General features: G+C 61.4%; 18 protein-coding genes and 1 pseudogene. All 19 read right to left on the reverse strand.

Going from position 1 to position 19,392, the window contains the following annotated elements; all coding sequences use genetic code 11:
• Nucleotides 1–105: 105 nt before the first annotated feature.
• The 19 genes and pseudogenes from fliD to CKW22_RS03115 all read right to left on the reverse strand — a co-directional run bounded on the left by fliD (nt 106) and on the right by CKW22_RS03115 (nt 19,380).
• Nucleotides 106–1,491, reverse strand: coding sequence for a flagellar filament capping protein FliD (gene fliD, locus CKW22_RS03025; RefSeq protein WP_095063731.1), 1,386 nt, complete (start codon nt 1,489–1,491; stop codon nt 106–108).
• An 83-nt stretch (nt 1,492–1,574) separates the two neighbouring features.
• Entirely contained in the window at nt 1,575–1,928 is a 354-nt protein-coding gene (locus tag CKW22_RS03030; protein WP_033699500.1) for a flagellar protein FlaG, read from the reverse strand.
• 76 nt (nt 1,929–2,004) lie between these two features.
• Nucleotides 2,005–3,447 carry a flagellin gene (locus tag CKW22_RS03035; RefSeq protein WP_095063732.1) on the reverse strand — a complete coding sequence of 481 codons (1,443 nt, stop codon included), beginning with the start codon at nt 3,445–3,447 and terminating at the stop codon, nt 2,005–2,007.
• 305 nt (nt 3,448–3,752) lie between these two features.
• Nucleotides 3,753–4,682 carry a ketoacyl-ACP synthase III gene (locus CKW22_RS03040; RefSeq protein WP_095063733.1) on the reverse strand — a complete coding sequence of 310 codons (930 nt, stop codon included), beginning with the start codon at nt 4,680–4,682 and terminating at the stop codon, nt 3,753–3,755.
• Between the two features lie 363 nt (nt 4,683–5,045).
• Nucleotides 5,046–5,311, reverse strand: a pseudogene (locus CKW22_RS03045) (MFS transporter); the annotation flags it as partial.
• A 210-nt stretch (nt 5,312–5,521) separates the two neighbouring features.
• Nucleotides 5,522–7,084 carry a flagellar hook-associated protein 3 gene (locus CKW22_RS03050; RefSeq protein ID WP_033699504.1) on the reverse strand — a complete coding sequence of 521 codons (1,563 nt, stop codon included), beginning with the start codon at nt 7,082–7,084 and terminating at the stop codon, nt 5,522–5,524.
• A 13-nt stretch (nt 7,085–7,097) separates the two neighbouring features.
• Entirely contained in the window at nt 7,098–9,140 is a 2,043-nt protein-coding gene (flgK, locus tag CKW22_RS03055; protein ID WP_095063734.1) for a flagellar hook-associated protein FlgK, read from the reverse strand.
• A 12-nt stretch (nt 9,141–9,152) separates the two neighbouring features.
• Entirely contained in the window at nt 9,153–10,307 is a 1,155-nt protein-coding gene (flgJ, locus tag CKW22_RS03060; RefSeq protein WP_047583436.1) for a flagellar assembly peptidoglycan hydrolase FlgJ, read from the reverse strand.
• 9 nt (nt 10,308–10,316) lie between these two features.
• Entirely contained in the window at nt 10,317–11,426 is a 1,110-nt protein-coding gene (locus tag CKW22_RS03065) for a flagellar basal body P-ring protein FlgI (RefSeq protein ID WP_033700185.1), read from the reverse strand.
• Between the two features lie 12 nt (nt 11,427–11,438).
• Complete coding sequence (gene flgH, locus CKW22_RS03070) at nt 11,439–12,134, reverse strand: flagellar basal body L-ring protein FlgH (protein ID WP_033699509.1); 696 nt, start codon at nt 12,132–12,134, stop codon at nt 11,439–11,441.
• 48 nt (nt 12,135–12,182) lie between these two features.
• Nucleotides 12,183–12,968 (reverse strand): flagellar basal-body rod protein FlgG, encoded by a 786-nt coding sequence (gene flgG / locus CKW22_RS03075; RefSeq protein ID WP_033699511.1) that lies wholly within the window; start codon nt 12,966–12,968, stop codon nt 12,183–12,185.
• 46 nt (nt 12,969–13,014) lie between these two features.
• A complete protein-coding gene (locus CKW22_RS03080; protein WP_033699512.1) occupies nt 13,015–13,755 on the reverse strand; it encodes a flagellar basal body rod protein FlgF in 741 nt (246 codons plus the stop codon).
• Nucleotides 13,756–13,913: 158 nt separating this feature from the next.
• A complete protein-coding gene (locus CKW22_RS27745; protein WP_077068494.1) occupies nt 13,914–14,105 on the reverse strand; it encodes a hypothetical protein in 192 nt (63 codons plus the stop codon).
• 60 nt (nt 14,106–14,165) lie between these two features.
• Nucleotides 14,166–15,488 carry a flagellar hook protein FlgE gene (gene flgE / locus CKW22_RS03090; RefSeq protein WP_095063735.1) on the reverse strand — a complete coding sequence of 441 codons (1,323 nt, stop codon included), beginning with the start codon at nt 15,486–15,488 and terminating at the stop codon, nt 14,166–14,168.
• Between the two features lie 27 nt (nt 15,489–15,515).
• A complete protein-coding gene (gene flgD / locus CKW22_RS03095; RefSeq protein WP_095063736.1) occupies nt 15,516–16,217 on the reverse strand; it encodes a flagellar hook assembly protein FlgD in 702 nt (233 codons plus the stop codon).
• Between the two features lie 12 nt (nt 16,218–16,229).
• Nucleotides 16,230–16,673 (reverse strand): flagellar basal body rod protein FlgC, encoded by a 444-nt coding sequence (gene flgC / locus CKW22_RS03100; protein WP_095063737.1) that lies wholly within the window; start codon nt 16,671–16,673, stop codon nt 16,230–16,232.
• A gap of 2 nt (nt 16,674–16,675) precedes the next feature.
• Nucleotides 16,676–17,083, reverse strand: a complete 408-nt coding sequence (gene flgB, locus CKW22_RS03105) for a flagellar basal body rod protein FlgB (protein WP_033699522.1) — start codon at nt 17,081–17,083, stop codon at nt 16,676–16,678.
• A gap of 488 nt (nt 17,084–17,571) precedes the next feature.
• On the reverse strand, nt 17,572–18,399 hold the full coding sequence (gene cheR, locus CKW22_RS03110) for a protein-glutamate O-methyltransferase CheR (protein WP_047583440.1): 828 nt from the start codon (nt 18,397–18,399) through the stop codon (nt 17,572–17,574).
• 51 nt (nt 18,400–18,450) lie between these two features.
• Nucleotides 18,451–19,380: a chemotaxis protein CheV gene (locus CKW22_RS03115; RefSeq protein ID WP_033699526.1), complete on the reverse strand. Its 930-nt coding sequence runs from the start codon at nt 19,378–19,380 to the stop codon at nt 18,451–18,453.
• Nucleotides 19,381–19,392: the final 12 nt, after the last annotated feature.

The raw sequence follows: 19,392 nt of genomic DNA on the forward strand, positions 1-19,392 counted from the left end.
CTAAAGGGGGGTGATATTCCCTGTATCGGGCAAAAGGCGGAAAACTTTACCGGCCGATGACATGAAGCCGGGCGTCACGCCCGGGCTTCACGCACCGCCCACTGATCAATCGTCGCTCGATTTGTTCAGTGCGTTGAGGGTACTCAGCACCGAGCTCTGCTGCTGACGCAACTGAGTGACCAGGGTATCCATGTTGTTGTACTTGTCCTGCAGGCTTTTCTGCAGGGCTTCCATACGGGCATCCAGCGAGTCCTGCTCGCTCTTGAGCTTGGTCAGGCTCTCGCTCAGGGTCTTGGAGCGCTCGGCGAGGGAGCCAGTGGCGGCTTTGGCGAATGGCTCGGTGACCTTCTGCAGGCGCGCCAGCAAGCCGTCCTTGCCATTGAAAATACTGGTCAGGTCTGCCGCATTGGTCGAGGCAACCTTGTCCCATTTCTTGTCGTCCAGGCTCAGCGCACCGCCATCCTGGGCCGAGGTGACACCGAAGGCCGCGAGCGATTTCAAGGTACCTTTGCCCGACACCGCATTGAGCTCCTCACGAATGGAGGACATCAAGGTGCGCATCGCGGCGTCACCGGTCAGCGCCGCGGCGGTCATGGTGCCGTTGGCATTCTTGGTGACCTTGGTTTCTGCGTTCATGACATTGAGCAAGGCATTGTAGGTATCGATGAAACCCTTGAGGCCCGACTTCAGCGTCGTGGAACTGGTACTCAGCGAAAGGATGGTAGCGGTCACTTCGCCAGAGGTAGCGTTTTTCGGTGAAGTGCCAATCAGCTTGATGTTCAGACCACTGACGGCATCGGTGATGTCATTGGTCTTGGACTTCATGGCAATGCCGTCGAGCGTGTACTCAGCGTCGGCCGGCTCATCGACAACGGTATAGCCCGTATCGATGCCTGAATCGCCCAGCAGCGTAATGTCGGAACCTTCACCCATCTTGGTCGAGGTGATGATCAAACGCGAGCCATTGGCATCCGTCAGCACGTTGGCGCTGAGGCCCGCCACGCCGAACTGGCTGTTGATGTTATCGCGCACCTGCTGCAGTGTTGCGCCGGCAGGAACACTCAGATCGTAGTTCTTGTCATTCTGACGAATGGTCAAGGTGGTCGGGGTGCTACCGGCATTGACTACCGAGCCCGCGCCGTTCGCATAGACCTTGGTCGAGATCTTCGAAGCAGTCGCCAACTTGTCGACAATCAACTTGAACGAACCGTTGGCAGCACCGGTACCCATGGTGACGGTCGCGACCTTCTCATCCGAAGACTTCAGGCTCAAACCGCCGAAGCTGTTGGTGTCGGTCATGTTGGTCAAGGCGCCGCGGAAGGCATCCAGGGCCGACTGAATCTTGCCGATAGAGGACAACGTGGTGGTTGCCTTCAGCGTTTGGGTATTGATTTGCGCCTGCTTCGGCGCCTTCTGCGCGGCTACCAGGGAATCGACAATCGCCTGGGTATCAATGCCCGAGCCAATACCGCTGACTGTTGTACCTGCCATCATTGCTCTCCTTGTTCAGTAGCTGCCGGATCCTTGGCGGATAAATCCATCAAATAGATAACAGCAACAAAAATCATGCCAGCCTATGCCTGATCAGTGAACAGCAGGCTGCCGGCTTCACTGAGACTTTGTGCAAGCTTCAGCGCTGTTTCCGACGGGAGCTGGCGAATCACTTCACCTGATTGGGTGGCGATCACCTTGACCACAACCTGCCCAGTGGAATCATCAATGGAAAAGTCCAGCTGACGCTGGCTCGACTGGACGAAATCACGAATCTCGCCAACCGCCTTCTCCAGGTCTTCGCGCGAGTGCGGCTGACTGTCGGGGGCAGCAGCAGCCTCCTGCACTTTGGCAGGCACTACCGGGTCCCGGTCAGCGACTGGCGCCTGGGGTAACACAGACGGGTACACCTGGCTCAGCTTGACATTCATGTCCATGTTTCGAACTCCTCATGCCAAAAAGGGTGAAAGGGCACGTAAACGCGCCCTTTCACCCTTTACTCAGGCGCCTGAATTACTGAAGCAGTTTCAGGACCGAAGATGGCAGCTGGTTAGCCTGCGACAGGATCGCAGTCGAAGCCTGCTGCAGGGTCTGCTGCTTGGTCAGCTCGGCAGTTTCCGAAGCGAAGTCCACGTCCTGCACGGTGGAGCGGGCAGCGGTGGAGTTCTTCTGGATGTTCTGCAGGTTATCGACGGTGGTTTGCAGACGGTTCTGGGTAGCACCCAGGCCCGAACGGACGCTGTCGATCGAACCAATGGCCTTGTCGATGACGGCCAGAGCGTTCTGGGCGTTGACGGCGTCGGTAACATCGGTATCAGCGATGGTGGTTTTATCCGAGGACTTGGACGCCGCGCCGAACAGGTCAGTAGCACCCGTACCGGTTGCACCGTTAGCGACCGAGTAACCTTTGGCGGAGTCCAGAGAAATCTGGCCAGTGACAGTCGATTTGTCGTTAAGGGTAGCGGAAAGCGTGGTCAGAGTACCTGGGAAATCACCGCTGCCGTTGCGTGCACCCACCGAGATGGCGTCTGCGCCAGCTTTGGAGGTGAAGGCCAGGTTCTCGCCAGTGTCCGACTTGACCGACAGGCTCTTGGTCGATTCGTCATAGTTGACGCTGATACCCAGCTTGGCGGCGTTGGACTTCAACTGATCAGCCAGGCTTGCGGTGTCCTTAACACCGATGAAGCTGACGGTGCTACCGCCTACAGTCAGGTCGAAGTTGGCTGGAGTAGCTGCAGCGCCACTGGCAACAGCCAGTTTGACTTCGGTGCTGGCAGTAGCAGTCAGGCCACCGATCGAGCCATTGAGTTTGGCAGCGATGTCTTTGGCCGAGGAGCCGGCATCGTAGCTGACGGTTTTGCTCTGACCGTTGCCAGTGACAACCAGGTCGGCTGCGGCAACGCCGCTGGCGGTAGGCGAGATGGTGCCCGACTTGACCTGCTGCGAGCCGATGCTCTTGGCGGAAACGTTGTCCAGGGACAGGTTGATGGTTTCGTTGGCGTTGGCGCCGACCTGGATGGCCTTGGTGCCGTACGAACCGTCCAGCAGCTTCTGGCCACCGAAGGTGGTGGTTTCCGAGATACGGTTCAGCTCAGCGGTCAGCGCCTGGTATTCGTCGTTGTTCGACTTACGGTCGTCGGCGCTCAGGGAGCCAGTAGCCGAGGACAGGGCCAGGGTACGCATTTTTTGCAGGATGTCGGTCGAAGCCTGCATCGCACCTTCAGCGGTCTGGGCGATCGAGATACCGTCGTTGGCGTTCTTAACAGCCTGGCCCAGGCCGTTGATCTGGCTGGTCAGACGGTTGGCGATCTGCAGGCCAGCAGCGTCGTCTTTAGCGCTGTTGATACGCAGACCCGAGGACAGACGCTGCATCGAAGTGGTCTGAGCGTTGCTAGCCTTGGTCAGGTTGCCCTGAGTAGTGATCGACGCAATGTTGGTGTTTACAGTTAAAGCCATGACGAAATCCTCGTTGGATGGGTACTGCGGCTTCCGGCCTTGGCAACCGCCGGCTTGGCCTAGAGAACCTTCGTAATAGTTATCGTCGGGTGCGCGGGTTGCTTGAGGGCTTTTTCGAAAAAAAAATACTGGCAAGCGGCCACCCTCGGAAAATCAAGGGCTTAAGGGCATTTTATTGGCGTCAAAAACCTTATGAAATGCGCCAGATAACGGCTTGCAACACCACCACGAGAGCGGTTTTTCTGCAGGCATAAAAAAAGCGCCAGGCGGTGGCCGCCGGGCGCTTTTTTGGGGTCTGCGAGCAATCAGTCGCGATACAGGATGGCCGAACCCCACGACAAGCCCACACCAAAGCCGCTGATCGCCACACGCTTCCAGCTGCCGTCAAGCATGTGCTTCTGCAACAGCAGCGGCACGCTGGAGGACACGGTGTTGCCGGTTTCCAGCATGTCCTTGACGAACTTCTCCGGGTGTTGCTCTTCGAAGCGCCGGGCCACGGCATCGACAATCGCCGCACTGCCCTGGTGAATACAGAAGGCGTCGATATCCGCCGACGTCAGGCCACTGGCATCCAGCAGTTCGTGCAGGTGCGCCGGCACCTTGACCAAGGCAAAGTTGAACACCTGGCGGCCGTTCATGAAGAACTTGCCGTCAGTGACTTTAAGGTGCTCGGCACCGGAGCCGTCAGTACCGAAACGCGCTTCACCCAAGTTCCACACCGCGTTTTCACCCATCCAGGTGGCGGTGGCGGCGTCGCCGAACAGCATGGTGGTGTTGCGGTCTTCCGGGTCGACGATCTTCGAATACGGGTCGGCGGTGATCAGCAAGCCGTTCTTCAGCCCTGCCGCTTCCATGAAGCCTTTGATCGCATACAAGCCATACACATAGCCGGAGCAGCCCAGCGACACGTCGAACGCCGCCACGCGGGTAGACAGGCCAAGTTTGCTCTGGACGATGGCAGCGGTGTGCGGCAGGCCCTCTTCATCACCATTCTGCGTGACCACGATCAGCGCATCGATCGACTGCGGATCAAGGTCAGGGTTGCTGGCGAACAGGGCCTGGGCGGCCTCTACGCACAGGTCGGAGGTTTCCTGCTCTTCGGCCTTGCGCGGCAAGAACGACGCGCCGATCTTGCCGAACATGAACTCTTCGTCCTTGCCGAACTTCGCACCCTGGACATAGTTGTCCAGGCCAGCGGTGGGCACGTAACTCGCGATGCTTTTGATGCCAATCATTCTGGCTTCCCAATGAAAACAGCCAAAGACCACCACTCGATGAATTGAGGGCGCCAAATACCGGAGCGTCACCGCCAAGGGTTGAAAGCAGAGCTCGCCTGCGCACCGGTAACAAAATGCTGCAACAGCTGCTGCATAGAATACAGGGAAGATGAGCGTTTTGACTCATTGGTCACATTGAAATGCTACGAAAGCCGTGCGCCGGGCGTGGAGACTGAGGAATTCGAGGAGTGACCAGGCAGGCACAGATCCCCGTAGGAGCGGCCTTGCGTCGCGAAGGGGGCGCGCAGCGGCCCCAGGTTCTGTGGCGCAGCAAAAATCGCCGGGGCCGCTACGCGCCCCTTTCGCGACGCAAGGCCGCTCCTACAAACCCCGCCGGGCCTGGATGAGGAACACGATCAGCGCCACCCCGGGCAACCCGGCGCTCACCAGCGCTACCCCCTGCCAGCCGAACTCGGCAAACAGCGCACTGGCCACCGCCGAGCCCAACGCCCCGCCCGGAAGATGCTGGTCATGTACACCGGGTTCATCTGTACCGCGAAGCCCAACAGCACGCCTGTCAGCGCCAGTCCGATCACGCTGAAGCCAGGCGAAGTAAGCCCGATCAGCAGCGCCACCGGCGCCAGCATGCTGCGGGACTTTGTTCGCCGTGATTGGCGTGGCGTTGCCCCTGGGCTGCTGAGTGGCCGTTAGTAGGAGCGGCCTTGCGTCGCGAATGGGCTGCGCAGCGGCCCCAGGTTCTGTGGCGCAGCAAAAATCGTCGGGGCCGCTACGCGCCCCTTTCGCGACGCAAGGCCGCTCCTACAAGGATTGTGCGAGCCTGTAGGGGCAGCAGCGGATCAGAGCTTGTTGAACAGGCTCAACTGGGAAATGCGCGAGAAAGCCAGCTGCGAGGCTTCGAGCATGGCTTGCTGCAAGGTCAGCGTAATCGCAGCCTGCGACATGTCCGTGTTGCCGATGGCGTTCTGGGTGGTCTTGTTGGCCAGGCCCAGGCTGGTGTTCTCCTGGCGCTGGATCTCCAGCGAGTTGCCACGGGCACCGATCGAACCTCGGGTGACATCGACCTGCTCACGGGCGCTGGCCAGGTTGGCGATGGCCGAAGCCGCAGCATCCTTCAGCGAGTTGGCCTGGCCTGTGCCCGTGACCGGCGTATCCAGCGCAGCGCGCAGCTGGCTGAGGGTTTCCAGTACGTTCTGGTTCTGGTGAGTGTTGGCGGTAACGGCAAACTGGTCACCCGCCTCCGGCGAACCGGAAACCTGGTAGGTCACACCCGCCACCGTCAAGGCTGGCGCCGTGAACGTACCGGTAGCCACAGGCTTGCTGTCAGCCGTCAATGGCTGCGCGTAGAACTCGTAGCTGCCGGGCCCGGTGAACTTGATCACCGCACCGTTACTGGGGAACGTGCTGCGGTAGGCCGCCTCGTCGCTTACGGTGCTGCTGGTGACCTGGGCGCTGGAAGTGTTGCCGGCGCTGCGGGTGGTGTTGAACGAATCCGGCCGCGCCGCCAGGGAAAACTCGCGCCCCGCCACCGAAGCGTCGGCATCGGCGCCCTCTTCCAGCGTGACCGTGATTTCGAACTCGACGCCACGCAAGGCGATGCGGTTGGCGCCTTCGGTGTTACTGTCGAAGTGACCGTTGGTGGCGGTTTCAGCGGTGATATCGCGGCCAGTGCTGTCGGTGATCACGTACTGGGTCGCACTGGTGAAGGTCAGCTTGTAGGGCTGGCCTGCAGTGAAGTTGTTGTTATAGCTGCTGCTCGAGGTCATCAAGCCTGGCGACACTCCGACCACGCCATCGTCGGTGGCCGGCACCAAGAGCGTCGACTGGGTGCGGCTCTTGTTGCTGGCCGAGTCGAATACGCTGAAGCCGGTATCGTTGGTCGCCAGGTTCAGGGTGTCGGACACCTGCAGGCTCAGCTGGGTCTGGTCACCGTGGTAGCTGTAGGTGCCGTCGGAGTTGCGCACATAGGGTGGCGAAGTGCTCTTGGAGCCGCCGAACATGTAGTCGCCATTGGCATCGCGCGAGTTCAGCAGGCCGAAGATGTTGGCTTCGATCTCTTTGAGCTCGGTGCTGATGGCCACGCGGTCGGAGTCGGTGACCCCAGGCCCACCCGCACGGATCGCCAGTTCACTGGCGCGCTGCATGGCGTCGTTGACGGTGGAGAGCACGCTCTCCTCCTGCAGCAGGGCATTGCTCACCGTATTGATGTTGCCGCCGTACTGGTCCAGCAGTGCCTGCTGTTGTTGCAGCAGCAGCAGGCGCGCTGCGCCGACCGGGTCATCGGCCGCCGTCTGGATACGGATACCCGAGGTGACCTGGTCGTTGGTCTTGTTCATGCCAGAGAAATTCTTGGAGTAGCTAGTGGCGCTGGACTCGTAGAACTGAGCAGTGGAAATACGCACGAGAGTCTACTCCTTACAAAGCATTGATCAGGGTGCTGAAGGTTTCTTGCGCCGCCTTGATGATCTGCGACGACGCCGTGTAGTAATGCTGGAACTTCACAAGGCTCGCCGCCTCGTCATCGAGGTTGACCCCGGAAACCGCGCTGCGGCTCTCGCTGGCGGACTTGATGACCGCCTCGGTCGCGGTGGTGTCGATGGCAGCCTGACTGGCCTTGGCGCCCACACGCTCGACCAGCGAGGCATAGGCCGAGGTGAAGCTGGTGCCGCCACCAGACCCGGTGTTCACCGTCGACTTGGTCTGCAGGTCGAGCAGTGCCGTGGCATTGCGGTTGTCTGCCTTGCCGTCGGCGTTGAACGACAGGGTAAAGCTGTCATTCGCCGCCGGGCTGCCGCCGATCGTGGTTTCGACACTGAAGGTGCGCGGGTTGCCGCTGCCATCGAGGATTGGATTACCCGCCGCATCGAGCATGGGTACGGCCACGGCCAGTTTGTTGTCCTGGCCAGGCACCACGCTGCCGGTGCCGATCTGAGTGCCCTTGGCATCGAACAGCTTGTAGCCCTGGGAGCCACCGTTGGCGGCGTCGAACACCACGCGTACCGGCATCGAGTTGCGAATCGACTGCTGGATCAACGCGGTATCGGCACCGCCGTAGATGTCCAGCGATTCGCCCAGGGTAGGCTGGGTGATGGTGCCGGTGCCGCTGTTGCCGCTACCCGCTGCGGCGCTGATCGGCCCGGCGAACGCCAACTTGTTGGCATCGGTCAGGGCAGTGGTGATGCTGCCTGCCGCCGCACGGGTGGGGATTACCTTGAAGCTGTCGCCTGCCGCCAGGCCACCGCCTTTCAGCGCCAGGCTGAAGCCATCGATCACCGGTGCCGGGTCGGCATTGAGGTCGAAGCTGCCCATGTCGGTGCCGTCGGAGCGGCGCACGCTGTACTGGTTGGCGCTGGTGAACTTCACCTCGTAGTCGTAGGTGGTCAGCGCGCCACTGTCGGCAATGCTCACATTCAGGTTGCCAGACCCTGCACTGTTGTTCGACGACGCCAGGCTGCGCTGGGCGATGGCGGTAGCGCTGTTGATGCTGGAGAACAGCGAACTGCCGAACTGGCCATTGGCATCCAGGCCCTGGCCCAGCTGGCTGTTGATGCTGTCAGCCACTACCAGGGCGACGCGGCCGAGCTCGTTCATCGACGGCGTCAGCACGTCCTGACGGTAGCGCAGCAGGCCGCCGATCGCGCCACCGCTCACCACCGAGGTCACGTCAGAGCTGAACGACTCATAGTTGATGCGCAGGCTGGCCTGGCTCTTGTCGGCAACCCCCGGCTGCACCGACAGGGTGTTGGCCTTGTTGCCGGTGACCAGCGACTGGCCGCTGCCCAGGTAGACGTCGTAGTTGCCGTCGCGCTCCTGCACGGTCACGCCGACCAGCTCGTTGAGCTGGCGAACCGCTTCGCTGCGCGCATCCAGCAGGCTGTTGGGGGTATTGCCGGTGGCCGTCGCTGCAGAGATCTGCTTGTTGTACTCGGCGATGTTGGCCGTGAGCTTGTTGACCTGCCCCGCCATGGTATCGAGCTGCGAGTTGATCGTTTCGTTCTGCTGGGTGAGCTGGTTGGACACCGCGTTGAAGCGGTTGCTCAAGGTCTGCGCCTGGGTCAGCAGCAACTGCCGCGAAGCAACGTCGCCGGGCTTGGCCGCCGCCGTCTGCAAGGCCGAGAAGAACGCGGTAAGGACCGAACTGATACCGGTGTCGCGGTCAGCCAGCAGCTTGTCGACGCTAGTGATCTGGTCCTGGAACGCGACCGAGTCGGCCTGCAGCGAGGTGGCGGTCTGCAGCTGGTTGTCCAGGTAAGCGCTGTAGATACGGCGCACGTCCGACAGCGTAGTACCGGTACCGAGAAAGCCCGCGCCGATGTTATGCGAGGCCCCTGCGGCCTGGATCGTCTGCTGGCGCGAATAGCCACTGGTGGCGGCGTTGGCGATGTTGTTACTGGTAACCGACAATGCCGCCTGGCTGGCACTCAGGCCACTCAGGCCGATCGAAATCAGGCTCGACATGATTTAGTCCTTTTATAGATTCGTGGTTCTGCCAGCCATGGCGTATTGAGGGGTTGCTTGCATTTGCTGGGCGATGCTGATGATCTTCTTCGCATAGCCCGGGTCAGTCGCATAACCTGCCTTTTGCAGCTCTCTTGCAAACTGCTCAGGGTTATCGGCCGCGTCCAGCGCACCTTGATAGCGGGAATTGCCCTGCAACAGATTCACCAGGTCATGGAAGCTGTCCTGGTAGGAATCGTACGAGCGGAACGCCGCCGTTTCCTTGACGAATTGGCCATCACGGAATTCGCTGGTGATCGCCCTCGCCTGCTCGCCCTGCCAGTTGCCACTGGCCTTGATGCCGAACAGGTTGTGGCTGCTGCTGCCATCGGTGTTGCGCATGACCGACTTGCCCCAGCCCGTTTCCAGCGCCGCCTGGGCCACCAGATAGCGCGGGTCGATACCGATGCGCTTGGCGGCCTGCTCGGCCATCGGCAGCATGGTCGCCACGAACGTGTCGCTGTCGCTGAAGGCTTTGTTCGGCGCCAGCGGCGGCTGGGCCACGGCACGCCCGACAATGCGCAGGCCGTTTTCCGGCACGGCAAAGGCCTTGGCCACTTGCTGGCCGTCACGGGCCGGCACGGCGGCGCCGTTGCTGGTCGCGGCCGACGGCACGATGCCGGCCAGCAGGCGGTCGGTGAGCTTGCTCGGCAGCGCCAGGCGCCGCGCATTGAGGGCCGCTACGTCGTTGCGGGTGGCACCCGACTCGGTGGCATGCACCGGCTCAGCCACCTTGTTGCCCCACAGCGCCGGGCCACTGCCCTCGCCGCGCGCAAACGGGCTGCTGGCGCCTGCCGTGCTCTTGCTCTTGGTCAACTGGCGCACCAGCACGTCCTGCAGGCCGATACCGCCACCCTCGCGGGACATGCTCACCGCCAGCTGCTGGTCATACATGTCGCGGTACTGCTTGACCGTCTCGGTGTTCATCGGGTTGTCGGCGGCCAGCACATCGCTGGCCTTGCGCGAGGCCTTGAGCATTTCGCTGATGAACAGCGATTCGAACTCCTGGGCCACCTTGCGCACGTTGGCTTCGCTGTCGCGGTCGCCGTGCTTGAGCGAGTTGAGGCGGTTGAGGTCGGTGTAGGCGCCGCTGTCGACGCTGCCGGATACCAGGCTTTTGCTGTTCATCCTGCGTCCTCAGATCACGATCAGGTCGGCTTGCAAGGCGCCGGCCTGTTTCAGGGCTTCGAGGATCGCCATCAGGTCGCTGGGCGCCGCGCCAACCTGGTTCACCGCGCGGACGATTTCATCCAGCGTGGTCCCCGGGCCGAACTTGAACATCGGCTTGGCTTCCTGCTCGGCGTTGACCCGCGAGCGTGGCACCACGGCAGTCTGGCCATTGGAGAACGGCCCCGGCTGGCTGACGATCGGGTCTTCGGTAATGGTCACGGTCAGGCTGCCGTGGGTCACCGCGGCCGGCGACACCTTGACGTTCTGGCCAATGACGATGGTGCCGGTACGCGAGTTGATGATGACTTTCGCCACTGCCTGGCCCGGGTCGATCTCGAGGTTTTCCAGGATCGACAGGTAATCCACCCGCTGGCTTGGGTCCATCGGCGCACTGACACGTACCGAGCCACCGTCCAAGGCCTGGGCGACGCCCGGGCCGAGCAGTTCGTTGACCTTGTCGACGATGCGCTTGGCGGTGGTGAAGTCTGGGCGGTTGAGGTTCAGGGTCAGGCTGTTGCCCTGGTTGAACCCGCTCGGCACGGCCCGCTCGACGCTGGCGCCGCCCGGGATACGCCCGGCCGACGGAACGTTGACGGTGATCTTCGAGCCATCGCGGCCTTCGGCATCGAAGCCGCCGACCACCAGGTTGCCCTGGGCGATCGCGTAGACGTTGCCGTCGATACCCTTGAGCGGGGTCAGCAGCAGGCTGCCGCCGCGCAGGCTCTTGGAGTTACCGATCGACGAAACGGTGATGTCCACCACCTGGCCGGGTTTGGCGAAGGCGGGCAGGTCGGCATGCACCGACACCGCCGCGACGTTTTTCAACTGCACGTTGCCGGAACCGGCCGGCACCTTGATGCCGAACTGCGACAGCATGTTGTTGAAGGTCTGCAGGGTGAACGGCGTCTGGGTGGTCTGGTCACCCGTGCCGTTGAGCCCCACCACCAGGCCATAGCCGATCAACTGGTTGGAACGCACGCCAGAGATGCTGGCGATGTCCTTCAAGCGCTCGGCCTGGGCCGCGAAGGCACAGGACAGGAGCAGGGTTGCGGCAATCAGCTGCCTCACGTTGAACATGGTCATCCGTACTCAGAAAGGCCAAAGCGGGCTGATGAAGAAGCGGTCCAGCCACCCGGGCTGGCTGGCATCGGCAAACGAGCCAGTCCCCGAATAGGTGATGCGCGCATCGGCCACGCGGGTGGACGGCACGGTGTTGTCGGTGGCGATGTCGTCGGCGCGGATCATGCCGGCAATGCGCACCAGCTCTTCGCCGGTGTTCAGGGTCAGCCACTTCTCGCCGCGCACGGCGATGATGCCGTTGGGCAGCACTTCGGCCACGGTCACGGTGATCGAACCGGTCAGGGTGTTGCCCTGGGTGGCCTTGCTGTCGCCCTTGGTGGCACGTTCGCCGCTGTAGCCGGCCTCCAGCGAAAGGTCACCGCCGCCGAACGGGTTGTTGGTGTTGGGTGTGCTGCCGAACAACGAGCTGAGGCCGATGTCGGCCTTGCTGTTTTTCTGGATCTGCGAACCGGCGTTCTTGCTGGCCGAGGTGCGCTCGTTGAGGGTGATGGTGATGATGTCACCGACCCGGAACGCCTTGCGGTCGCTGTACAGGTTCTGCTCGAAACCGGCCTGGTAGATCGAACCGTTGTTGGCCGCCGACGGCAACGGGGTGCGCGGCAACACCGGCGCATAGTACGGGTCGTTGGGCTTGGGCGTCGGCGCGACGCAACCTGCCAGCAACACCGCCCCCCCCAGGGCGAAGACGGACAACAGACGATTCATGACGCTACCTCACGGTGTAACTGGGCTACGTGGATCAGGTTCAGGGTGTTACAGCTGCTGGGTGACGAACGACAGCATCTGGTCGGCGGTGGAGATGACCTTGGAGTTCATCTCGTAGGCACGCTGGGTGGTGATCATGTTCACCAACTCTTCCACGGTGCTGACGTTGGAGTTTTCCAAGGTCTGCTGCAGGGTGGTGCCGAAGCCGTTCAGGCCTGGGGTACCGACTTGCGGCGCACCGCTGGCGGCGGTTTCCAGGAACAGGTTGTCGCCGATTGCCTGCAGGCCGGTCGGGTTGATGAAGTCAGCGGTCTGGATGTTGCCGATGACCTGGGCCGCCGGGTTGCCGGCAGTGGTGATCGACACGGTGCCATCCTGGCCGACGGTGAAGGTCTGCGCGTCGTTCGGCACGACCACCGCAGGCTCCAGGGCAAAGCCGTTGGCCGTAACGATCTGGCCATCGGAGTTCAGGTGGAAGGTGCCGTCACGGGTGTAGGAAACCGTGCCATCGGGCTGCAGAATCTGGAAAAAGCCACGGCCGTTGACCGCCATGTCCAGCGGGTTTTCGGTGGTCTGCAGGCTGCCGGCGGTGAAGTTCTTCTGGGTGCCGACAATGCGCACACCGGTACCCACTTGCAGGCCCGAAGGCAGCTCGCTGTCCTGGGTCGACTGGGCGCCAGGCTGACGCTTGATCTGGTAGAGCAGGTCCTGGAACTCGGCGCGATCACGTTTGAAGCCGGTGGTCGAGACGTTGGCCAGGTTGTTGGAAATGACCGTCAGGTTGGTGTCCTGGGCGGACAGGCCGGTTTTAGCGACCCAAAGAGCCGGAAGCATGCTGTTCTCCTCGTGCGCCTGTTTTACGGCACCCGTTCAAATGTGATTAGCCGATTTGCAAAACACGCGCCATGGCTTCGTCGCCTTCCTTGGCCGTGTTCATCATCTTGACGTGCAGCTCGAACTGACGGGACAACGCCAGCACCGAGGTCATTTCCTCGACGGCGTTGACGTTGCTGCCTTCCAGGAAGCCCGACACCACGCGCACATTGACGTCGGCGTCGGCCGGTTGGCCATTGCTGGTATGGATCATGCCGTCCAGGCCCTTGGTCAGGCCTTTGGTGTCGGGGTTGACCAGCTTGATACGGTCGACCTCGGCCATTACCCGCGGGTCTTCACCCATGGCGCGGATGCTGATGGTGCCGTCGGCGCCCACTTCAACCTTCTGCTCCGGGGGGATGGCAATCGGGCCACCGTTGCCGATCACCGGCATGCCGTTGCCGGCACGCAGCACGCCCAGGGCATCGATGTTCAGGCTGCCGGTGCGCACGTAGGCTTCGCTGCCGTCCGGGGCCTGCACGGCGATGAAGCCCTTGCCGGTCACGGTGACGTCCAGCTCGCGACCGGTCTCGATCATCGGGCCTTCGCTGAAGTCAGTGGCCGGGCGCTCGGTCATGGCAAAGGCGCGCGCCGGAAAGCTGTCGCCAAACACCGGCATCGAGCGCGCCTGTTCCAGGTCGCGCTGGAAGCCGTTGGTGGAAATGTTCGCCAGGTTGTTGGCATGGGCCTTCTGCGCCAGCGCGTTCTGGCTGGCGCCGGTCATGGCCACGTAAAGCATCTTGTCCACAGCATCTCCTCTGCGCGTACCTGCCGCGCTGTCACTGGCGAGCATCAAGCAATAATCGAACCAGCTTTAAAGCCCCTTGAATTGGGGCTTTCCACGCACCGGTGTCAGGGAAGTGTCAGTTTGTCGGCGTATTCAGGCCAACGGTAGCCGGCTGCCCGTCAATAGTCCCGGCAGCCTGCATTGTTGTAAGGCCCTGAAAAGCGGGCCCAGCCCGACCCTGGGTTGTTCGCCGAGCACATATAGCGCCCGGTGGCAAGACTTTGCCAGAGATAGAAAGGAGCCGGCGCAGCGTAAGCCGCCATAGCAACTCCCAGCACAGACACAAGGGCTAGAACCCACAGCTTTTTCATATCGCACTCCTGCCCAGGCCAGGGTTTGTGCCAAACCCAATCGCCACCCAACGCTCACCATCAGGTCATCTGGATGATGGTCTGCATGATGGTGCTCTCAGTGGAGATGGTCTTGGCGTTCGCCTGGTAATTGCTCTGCGCTTTGATCAGGTTGACCAACTCGCCGGTCAAGTCAACGTTGGAATCTTCCAGCGCACCACCGGCGATCTGGCCGAGGGTGCCGGTATCTGGCGCGCCGATGACCGGCACACCCGATGCGTAGGACTCTTTCCAACTGGTGCCGCCGATCGGAGTCAGGCCCTGCAAGTTGGCGAAGTTGGCAATGGCTACTTGGCCGATCACTTTGTTCTGGCCGTTAGTGAAGTTGGCGAACAAGAAGCCACCTTGATCCACGGTCAAGCCGGACAGTTCACCCGTGGCGAAACCGTCTTGTGTCTTGGCAGTGACCGCAGACGCTGCGTTGTACTGGGTAGTACCGAGCATGTCCAAGTTAACTCCGCCGTCATGTGCGGTAGCACCATTGGCAGACCAAGCGCCTGCAGCGTTTTTCTGTGCTGGAACCCACCCGTCGAGAGTGAAGGTCTTGTTGGCGGCGATGGTCATGCCGCCCGCCACCGGGCCTACGGTCATCGCGGCAGTATCCAGGGTGCCGTCGGTCTTGAATGGCAGTTTGTTGACCAGCGCCGTGGTGGACGTCGGGTCAGCCGGATTGCGACCATCAACAGTGCTGTACATGGTCCATGAGTTGCTGGCGGCATCTTTGACGAAGTACTGGTTCAGCTGGTGCGCATTGCCCTGACTGTCATAAACATCAGTGTTGAACGTGAAGTTGTAGGTCTTGACATTGGTCGGGTCAAACGGCGTCTCGGTCGGCGCGGCGGCGCTGGAGTTGAGGTTGACGGTTTCGGCAATACGCCCGGTCGGGTTCGGCGTCAGGTTGGAGGTATCGATTTGCAGATCGGTGAGCACGCCCTGAATGACCTTGCCGTTTTCATCCACCGCATAGCCTTGCAGATTGCCGCCCGACGCGCTGACCACATAGCCTTCCTTGTCGCTGTAGAACGCGCCGGCACGGGTATAGATCTTCGAGCCATTGTCACTGAGGGCGAAGAAGCCGTTGCCATCGATGGCCAAGTCCAGCGCTTGGCCAGTGGCATTGATGTTGCCCGGGGTGAATAGCTGCGAAACAGCGGCAGTCTTCACACCGCTGCCGATGGCATTCTTGCCGCTGCTGGTACCGCGGATGGAGTTGGAATACTGATCGGCGAACTCGGCGCGCGACGATTTGAAGCCAGTGGTGGCGACGTTGGCAATGTTGTTGCCGGTAACGTTCAGGGCCTTGTTTGCTGCATAGAGGCCGCTAAGGCCGATATTGAAAGACATGTGCTACTCCTGTCGTTGGGTTAGGCCCTAAATGCCAATGCTTTGAACTTTGGAAAGCGCGATACTGCCCAGCCCGGCGAGGTTGAGCGTCATTTCCGCGCCATTGCTACCCATGGTCACGCTGGTGACCGTGGCCGGCAGGTTGGTCGTCATGGCCGTGGCCTTGCCATCGATGCTGGCAGTGGCCTTGAAGGTGTAAGTGCCCTCCGCCAGTACCTCGCCATCCTCACCCTTGCCATCCCAGGTGAAGTCAGCCTTGCCCGCAGCCTTGGTACCCAGGTCCAGGGTGCGCACCAGCTTGTCGTCCTTGTCGTAGATACCGACGGACGTGGCGGTGCTCGAAGAGGTCAGGTTGACCGAGCCTTTGAGCTCCTTGCTGGTGTCGACCACGGCCTTGTCGGTCTGGACGATCACGTTGCGCCCAACCAGCGACGAGGCCTGCAAGGCCTGGGACGACTGGAACGAACCGGCGATGTAGTTCACCGTTTCGTTGAGCGTCTGCATGCTTTCAAGGCTGCTGAACTGCGCCAGCTGCGCCACGAACTCGCCGTTTTCCTGCGGGTCGAGCGGGTTCTGGTTTTTCATCTGCGTTACCAGCAACTGCAAGAACGCATCCTTGCCCAGCGCACTGCCGGCAGCGCCGGTGCTGCTGTCGGTCTTGCTGGTCTGCTTTTGCAGCGAGGTCAGGTACGCGCTGCCGACGTCACTGGTGGAATTGGTCGTGGTCATGTCGGCTTCCTATCACTGACCCAAGGTCAAGACTTTCTGCATCATGCTTTTGGCGGTGTTCATCAGCTCGGCGTTGGTCTGGAACGCACGGCTGGCAGAGATCATGTCAGCCATCTCCTCGACCACGTTGACGTTCGGGTAGTAGACGTAGCCGTCCTTGTTCGCCGCCGGATGGTTGGGCTCGTAGCGCGCTTCCAGGTTGCTCTGGTCTTCGACGATACCTTTGACCTGCACGCCCTGCCCGGCTTCGCCCTGGCCCTCGAACAGCGACTGGCTGGTACCGCCTTGCGCGTCCTGGAAGGTGGTGGCGAATACCGGATGGCGTGCGCGGTAGGTCTGGTCGATGCTCGACGACACGGTCTCGGCGTTGGCGATGTTCGAGGCCACGGTGTTGAGGCGAGTGTTTTGCGCGCTCATGCCGCTGCCGGCAATGTTGAAGACACTGGATAGGGACATGGTTACTCTCCGCGCAGGGCCGAAACCAGCCCTTTGAATTTACTGTTGAGCAAGGTGAAGCTGGCCTGGAAACCGATGGCGTTTTCCGTGTAGTTCGATTGCTCGATCTGGGCGTCCACGGTGTTCTGGTCGATCGACGGCTGCAGCGGCGTGCGGTACTTGAGCGCCTCGTCGCTAAGGGCCAGGCCATCGGCCTCGATGTGCCGGCTGTTGGTCCGGTCCAGAGCGAAGCGGCCGCTTTGCTGTTTTTCACTTTCGGCGGCGAGCACCGAGGAGAAGTCCATGTCACGCGCCTTGTAGTTGGGCGTGTCGGCGTTGGCGATGTTGTTGGCCAGCACTTCGGCGCGCTGGGCGCGGAAGTCCAGGGCCTTTTCGTGAATGCCAAGCGCCTTGTCGAAGCTGATGCTCATGTCGGGGAAACCTTCGAAGGTTGACCGGAGTGTCGTTGAGCAAGGCATAGCAAGGGCTGTGCCAACCAGCGGAAAGGCCCGGAAATACGGGCTAGCAAGACGGAATGCTGTCAGGGTGATGCCAGAAAAGCGGCAAAGGTCTTCCGCTTGAAGGGGCGCAAGCGGCAATTGCCGGTCGGCATGGGCGGCAAAACAAAAAATTGACGTGCTTGGCGATAGCGGTGTGGCGCCTATGAGACCGAGCGCCGCCCGCGCGGCGCATCGCGACGCAAGGCCGCTCCTACATTTGTTTCGGGCCAATTATTCCTGAGGTATTGGCGCGCCCCCCTCTGGGGCCTGCCTCGATAGCGAGCCGGACCAACAAGGCGGCCGCGCGCAAATGCCACAGACCTCACTGGCCCGAAACAAATGTAGGAGCGGCCTTGCGTCGCGATGCGCCGCGCGGGCGGCGCTCGATCTCATAGGCGCCACAACCCTCAAGGCAAACCCTACTTGGCCTGGTAGATAATCCCCGGGCTGCACTGCACCATCTGGTAATGGTCCGGCAACCCGTTCAGCGCCTCGGAGGCGCCAAGGAACAGGTACCCGCCCGGCTTGAGGGTGCTGTGGATACGCAGCAGGATGTCTTTCTTGACCTGGGCCGAAAAGTAGATCAACACGTTGCGACAGAACACGATGTCGAACTTGCCCAAGCTCGCGTAACTGTCGAGCAGGTTGAACGAGCGGAACTCGACGCGGCTGCGAATGGCCGGCTTGATCGCGTAACGCCCCGCCCCCTTGGGGTCGAAGTAGCGCTGCAGGCGCTCCTGCGATAGGCCGCGGGCAATCGCCAGGCTGTCGTATTCGCCGGTCTTGCAGTTGGTCAGCATGGTCCCGGACAGGTCGGTCGCGACAATCTGCGCGCCCATCTTCAACTGGCCCAGGTTGCTGCGCTCGAACTCATCGATAGCCATCGAGATCGAGTACGGCTCCTGCCCCGACGAGCAGGCCGCCGACCACATGCGCAGGCGCTGGCCCGGGTTGTTCTTGATGAACTCGGGGATGACCTTGTTCTTCAGCACCTCGAACGGGTAGGTATCACGGAACCACAGGGTCTCGTTGGTCGTCATCGCGTCGACCACCTGTTCGCGCAAACCGCTGCGCGGCTGGGTCTGGATGCGCTGCACCAGCTCGCCCAGGCTCTTGATACCTTGTTGCTCCATCAGCTTGTTGAGACGGCTGGAGACCAGGTACTGCTTATTCTCGCCCAGCAGGATGCCACAGGCTTTCTCCAGGAAGACCCGGAACTGTTCGAAATCCAAATTACCCGTAGACACTACTGCCGCCTCTTTTCAATCGCTGGTGCCGGGAGCGTGCTCCCGGCTGCTTCAATGTGTTGCCTTGATCCGGTCGACCACGCGCTGCGCCAGGTCGTCCGGTTTGAACTTGGCCAGGAAATCATCGGCGCCGACTTTCTTGACCATCGCCTGGTTGAATACCCCGGACAGCGAAGTATGCAGGACGATGTGCAATTTTTGCATGCGCGGATCGCTGCGGATCTCCGCGGTCAGCGTGTAACCGTCCATTTCTGGCATTTCAATGTCCGAGATCATCATCAGGAACTCTTCCTCCGGCCTTTTGCCCTCCTCCACCAATTGCCGGAGGTAGTTGAGCGCCTGGCGGCCATCGTTGAGCGCCACCACTTCGACGCCGACGGTTTGCAGGCAGCGGCTGACCTGCTTGCGCGCCACCGACGAATCGTCGACGGTCAACACCCGCAGCAACACGGCCTTGTCCTGCACCTCGGCATCGACCACACCGGCAGACACCTGCTCGGACGACGGCGCCACTTCGGCCAGCACCTTTTCCACGTCGATGATCTCGACCATGCGGTTATCCACCCGGGTGACCGCAGTCAAGTAGTGGTCACGGCCGGTGCCCTTGGGTGGCGGATGGATTTCTTCCCAGTTCATGTTGACGATGCGCTCGACCGAGTGCACCAGAAAGCCCTGGGTCTTGGTGTTGTACTCGGTGATGATCACAAAACTGTTGCGCGTGTCCTCCTGCAGTGGCGCCAAACCAGTAGCCATCGACAGGTCGAGGATCGGGATGGTCGCCCCGCGAATGTTGGCCACGCCGCGCACCACCGGGTGGGACTTGGGCAGCACGGTCAGCGCAGGGCACTGCAGCACCTCCCTGACCTTGAACACGTTGATGCCGTAGAGCTGGCCGCCATTGAGGCGAAACAGCAACAATTCCAGGCGATTCTGCCCCACCAGCTGTGTGCGCTGGTTGACCGAATCCATAACACCCGCCATGCCAGACTCCTT

Origin of the sequence: Pseudomonas sp. Irchel s3f19 (assembly GCF_900187555.1) — a bacterium.
GTDB lineage: Bacteria > Pseudomonadota > Gammaproteobacteria > Pseudomonadales > Pseudomonadaceae > Aquipseudomonas > Aquipseudomonas capeferrum.

Coding starts and splice junctions, on each gene's coding strand:
- flgE (WP_095063735.1), bottom strand. CDS start 15,488: ATGTCTTTCAATATCGGCCTTAGCGGCCTCTATGCAGCAAACAAGGCC.
- CKW22_RS03040 (WP_095063733.1), bottom strand. CDS start 4,682: ATGATTGGCATCAAAAGCATCGCGAGTTACGTGCCCACCGCTGGCCTG.
- flgB (WP_033699522.1), bottom strand. CDS start 17,083: ATGAGCATCAGCTTCGACAAGGCGCTTGGCATTCACGAAAAGGCCCTG.
- flgJ (WP_047583436.1), bottom strand. CDS start 10,307: ATGAACAGCAAAAGCCTGGTATCCGGCAGCGTCGACAGCGGCGCCTAC.
- flgD (WP_095063736.1), bottom strand. CDS start 16,217: ATGACCACGACCAATTCCACCAGTGACGTCGGCAGCGCGTACCTGACC.
- CKW22_RS03065 (WP_033700185.1), bottom strand. CDS start 11,426: ATGTTCAACGTGAGGCAGCTGATTGCCGCAACCCTGCTCCTGTCCTGT.
- flgK (WP_095063734.1), bottom strand. CDS start 9,140: ATGTCGAGCCTGATTTCGATCGGCCTGAGTGGCCTGAGTGCCAGCCAG.
- flgC (WP_095063737.1), bottom strand. CDS start 16,673: ATGTCCCTATCCAGTGTCTTCAACATTGCCGGCAGCGGCATGAGCGCG.
- CKW22_RS03030 (WP_033699500.1), bottom strand. CDS start 1,928: ATGGACATGAATGTCAAGCTGAGCCAGGTGTACCCGTCTGTGTTACCC.
- flgH (WP_033699509.1), bottom strand. CDS start 12,134: ATGAATCGTCTGTTGTCCGTCTTCGCCCTGGGGGGGGCGGTGTTGCTG.
- flgG (WP_033699511.1), bottom strand. CDS start 12,968: ATGCTTCCGGCTCTTTGGGTCGCTAAAACCGGCCTGTCCGCCCAGGAC.
- CKW22_RS27745 (WP_077068494.1), bottom strand. CDS start 14,105: ATGAAAAAGCTGTGGGTTCTAGCCCTTGTGTCTGTGCTGGGAGTTGCT.
- fliD (WP_095063731.1), bottom strand. CDS start 1,491: ATGGCAGGTACAACAGTCAGCGGTATTGGCTCGGGCATTGATACCCAG.
- CKW22_RS03035 (WP_095063732.1), bottom strand. CDS start 3,447: ATGGCTTTAACTGTAAACACCAACATTGCGTCGATCACTACTCAGGGC.
- CKW22_RS03115 (WP_033699526.1), bottom strand. CDS start 19,380: ATGGCGGGTGTTATGGATTCGGTCAACCAGCGCACACAGCTGGTGGGG.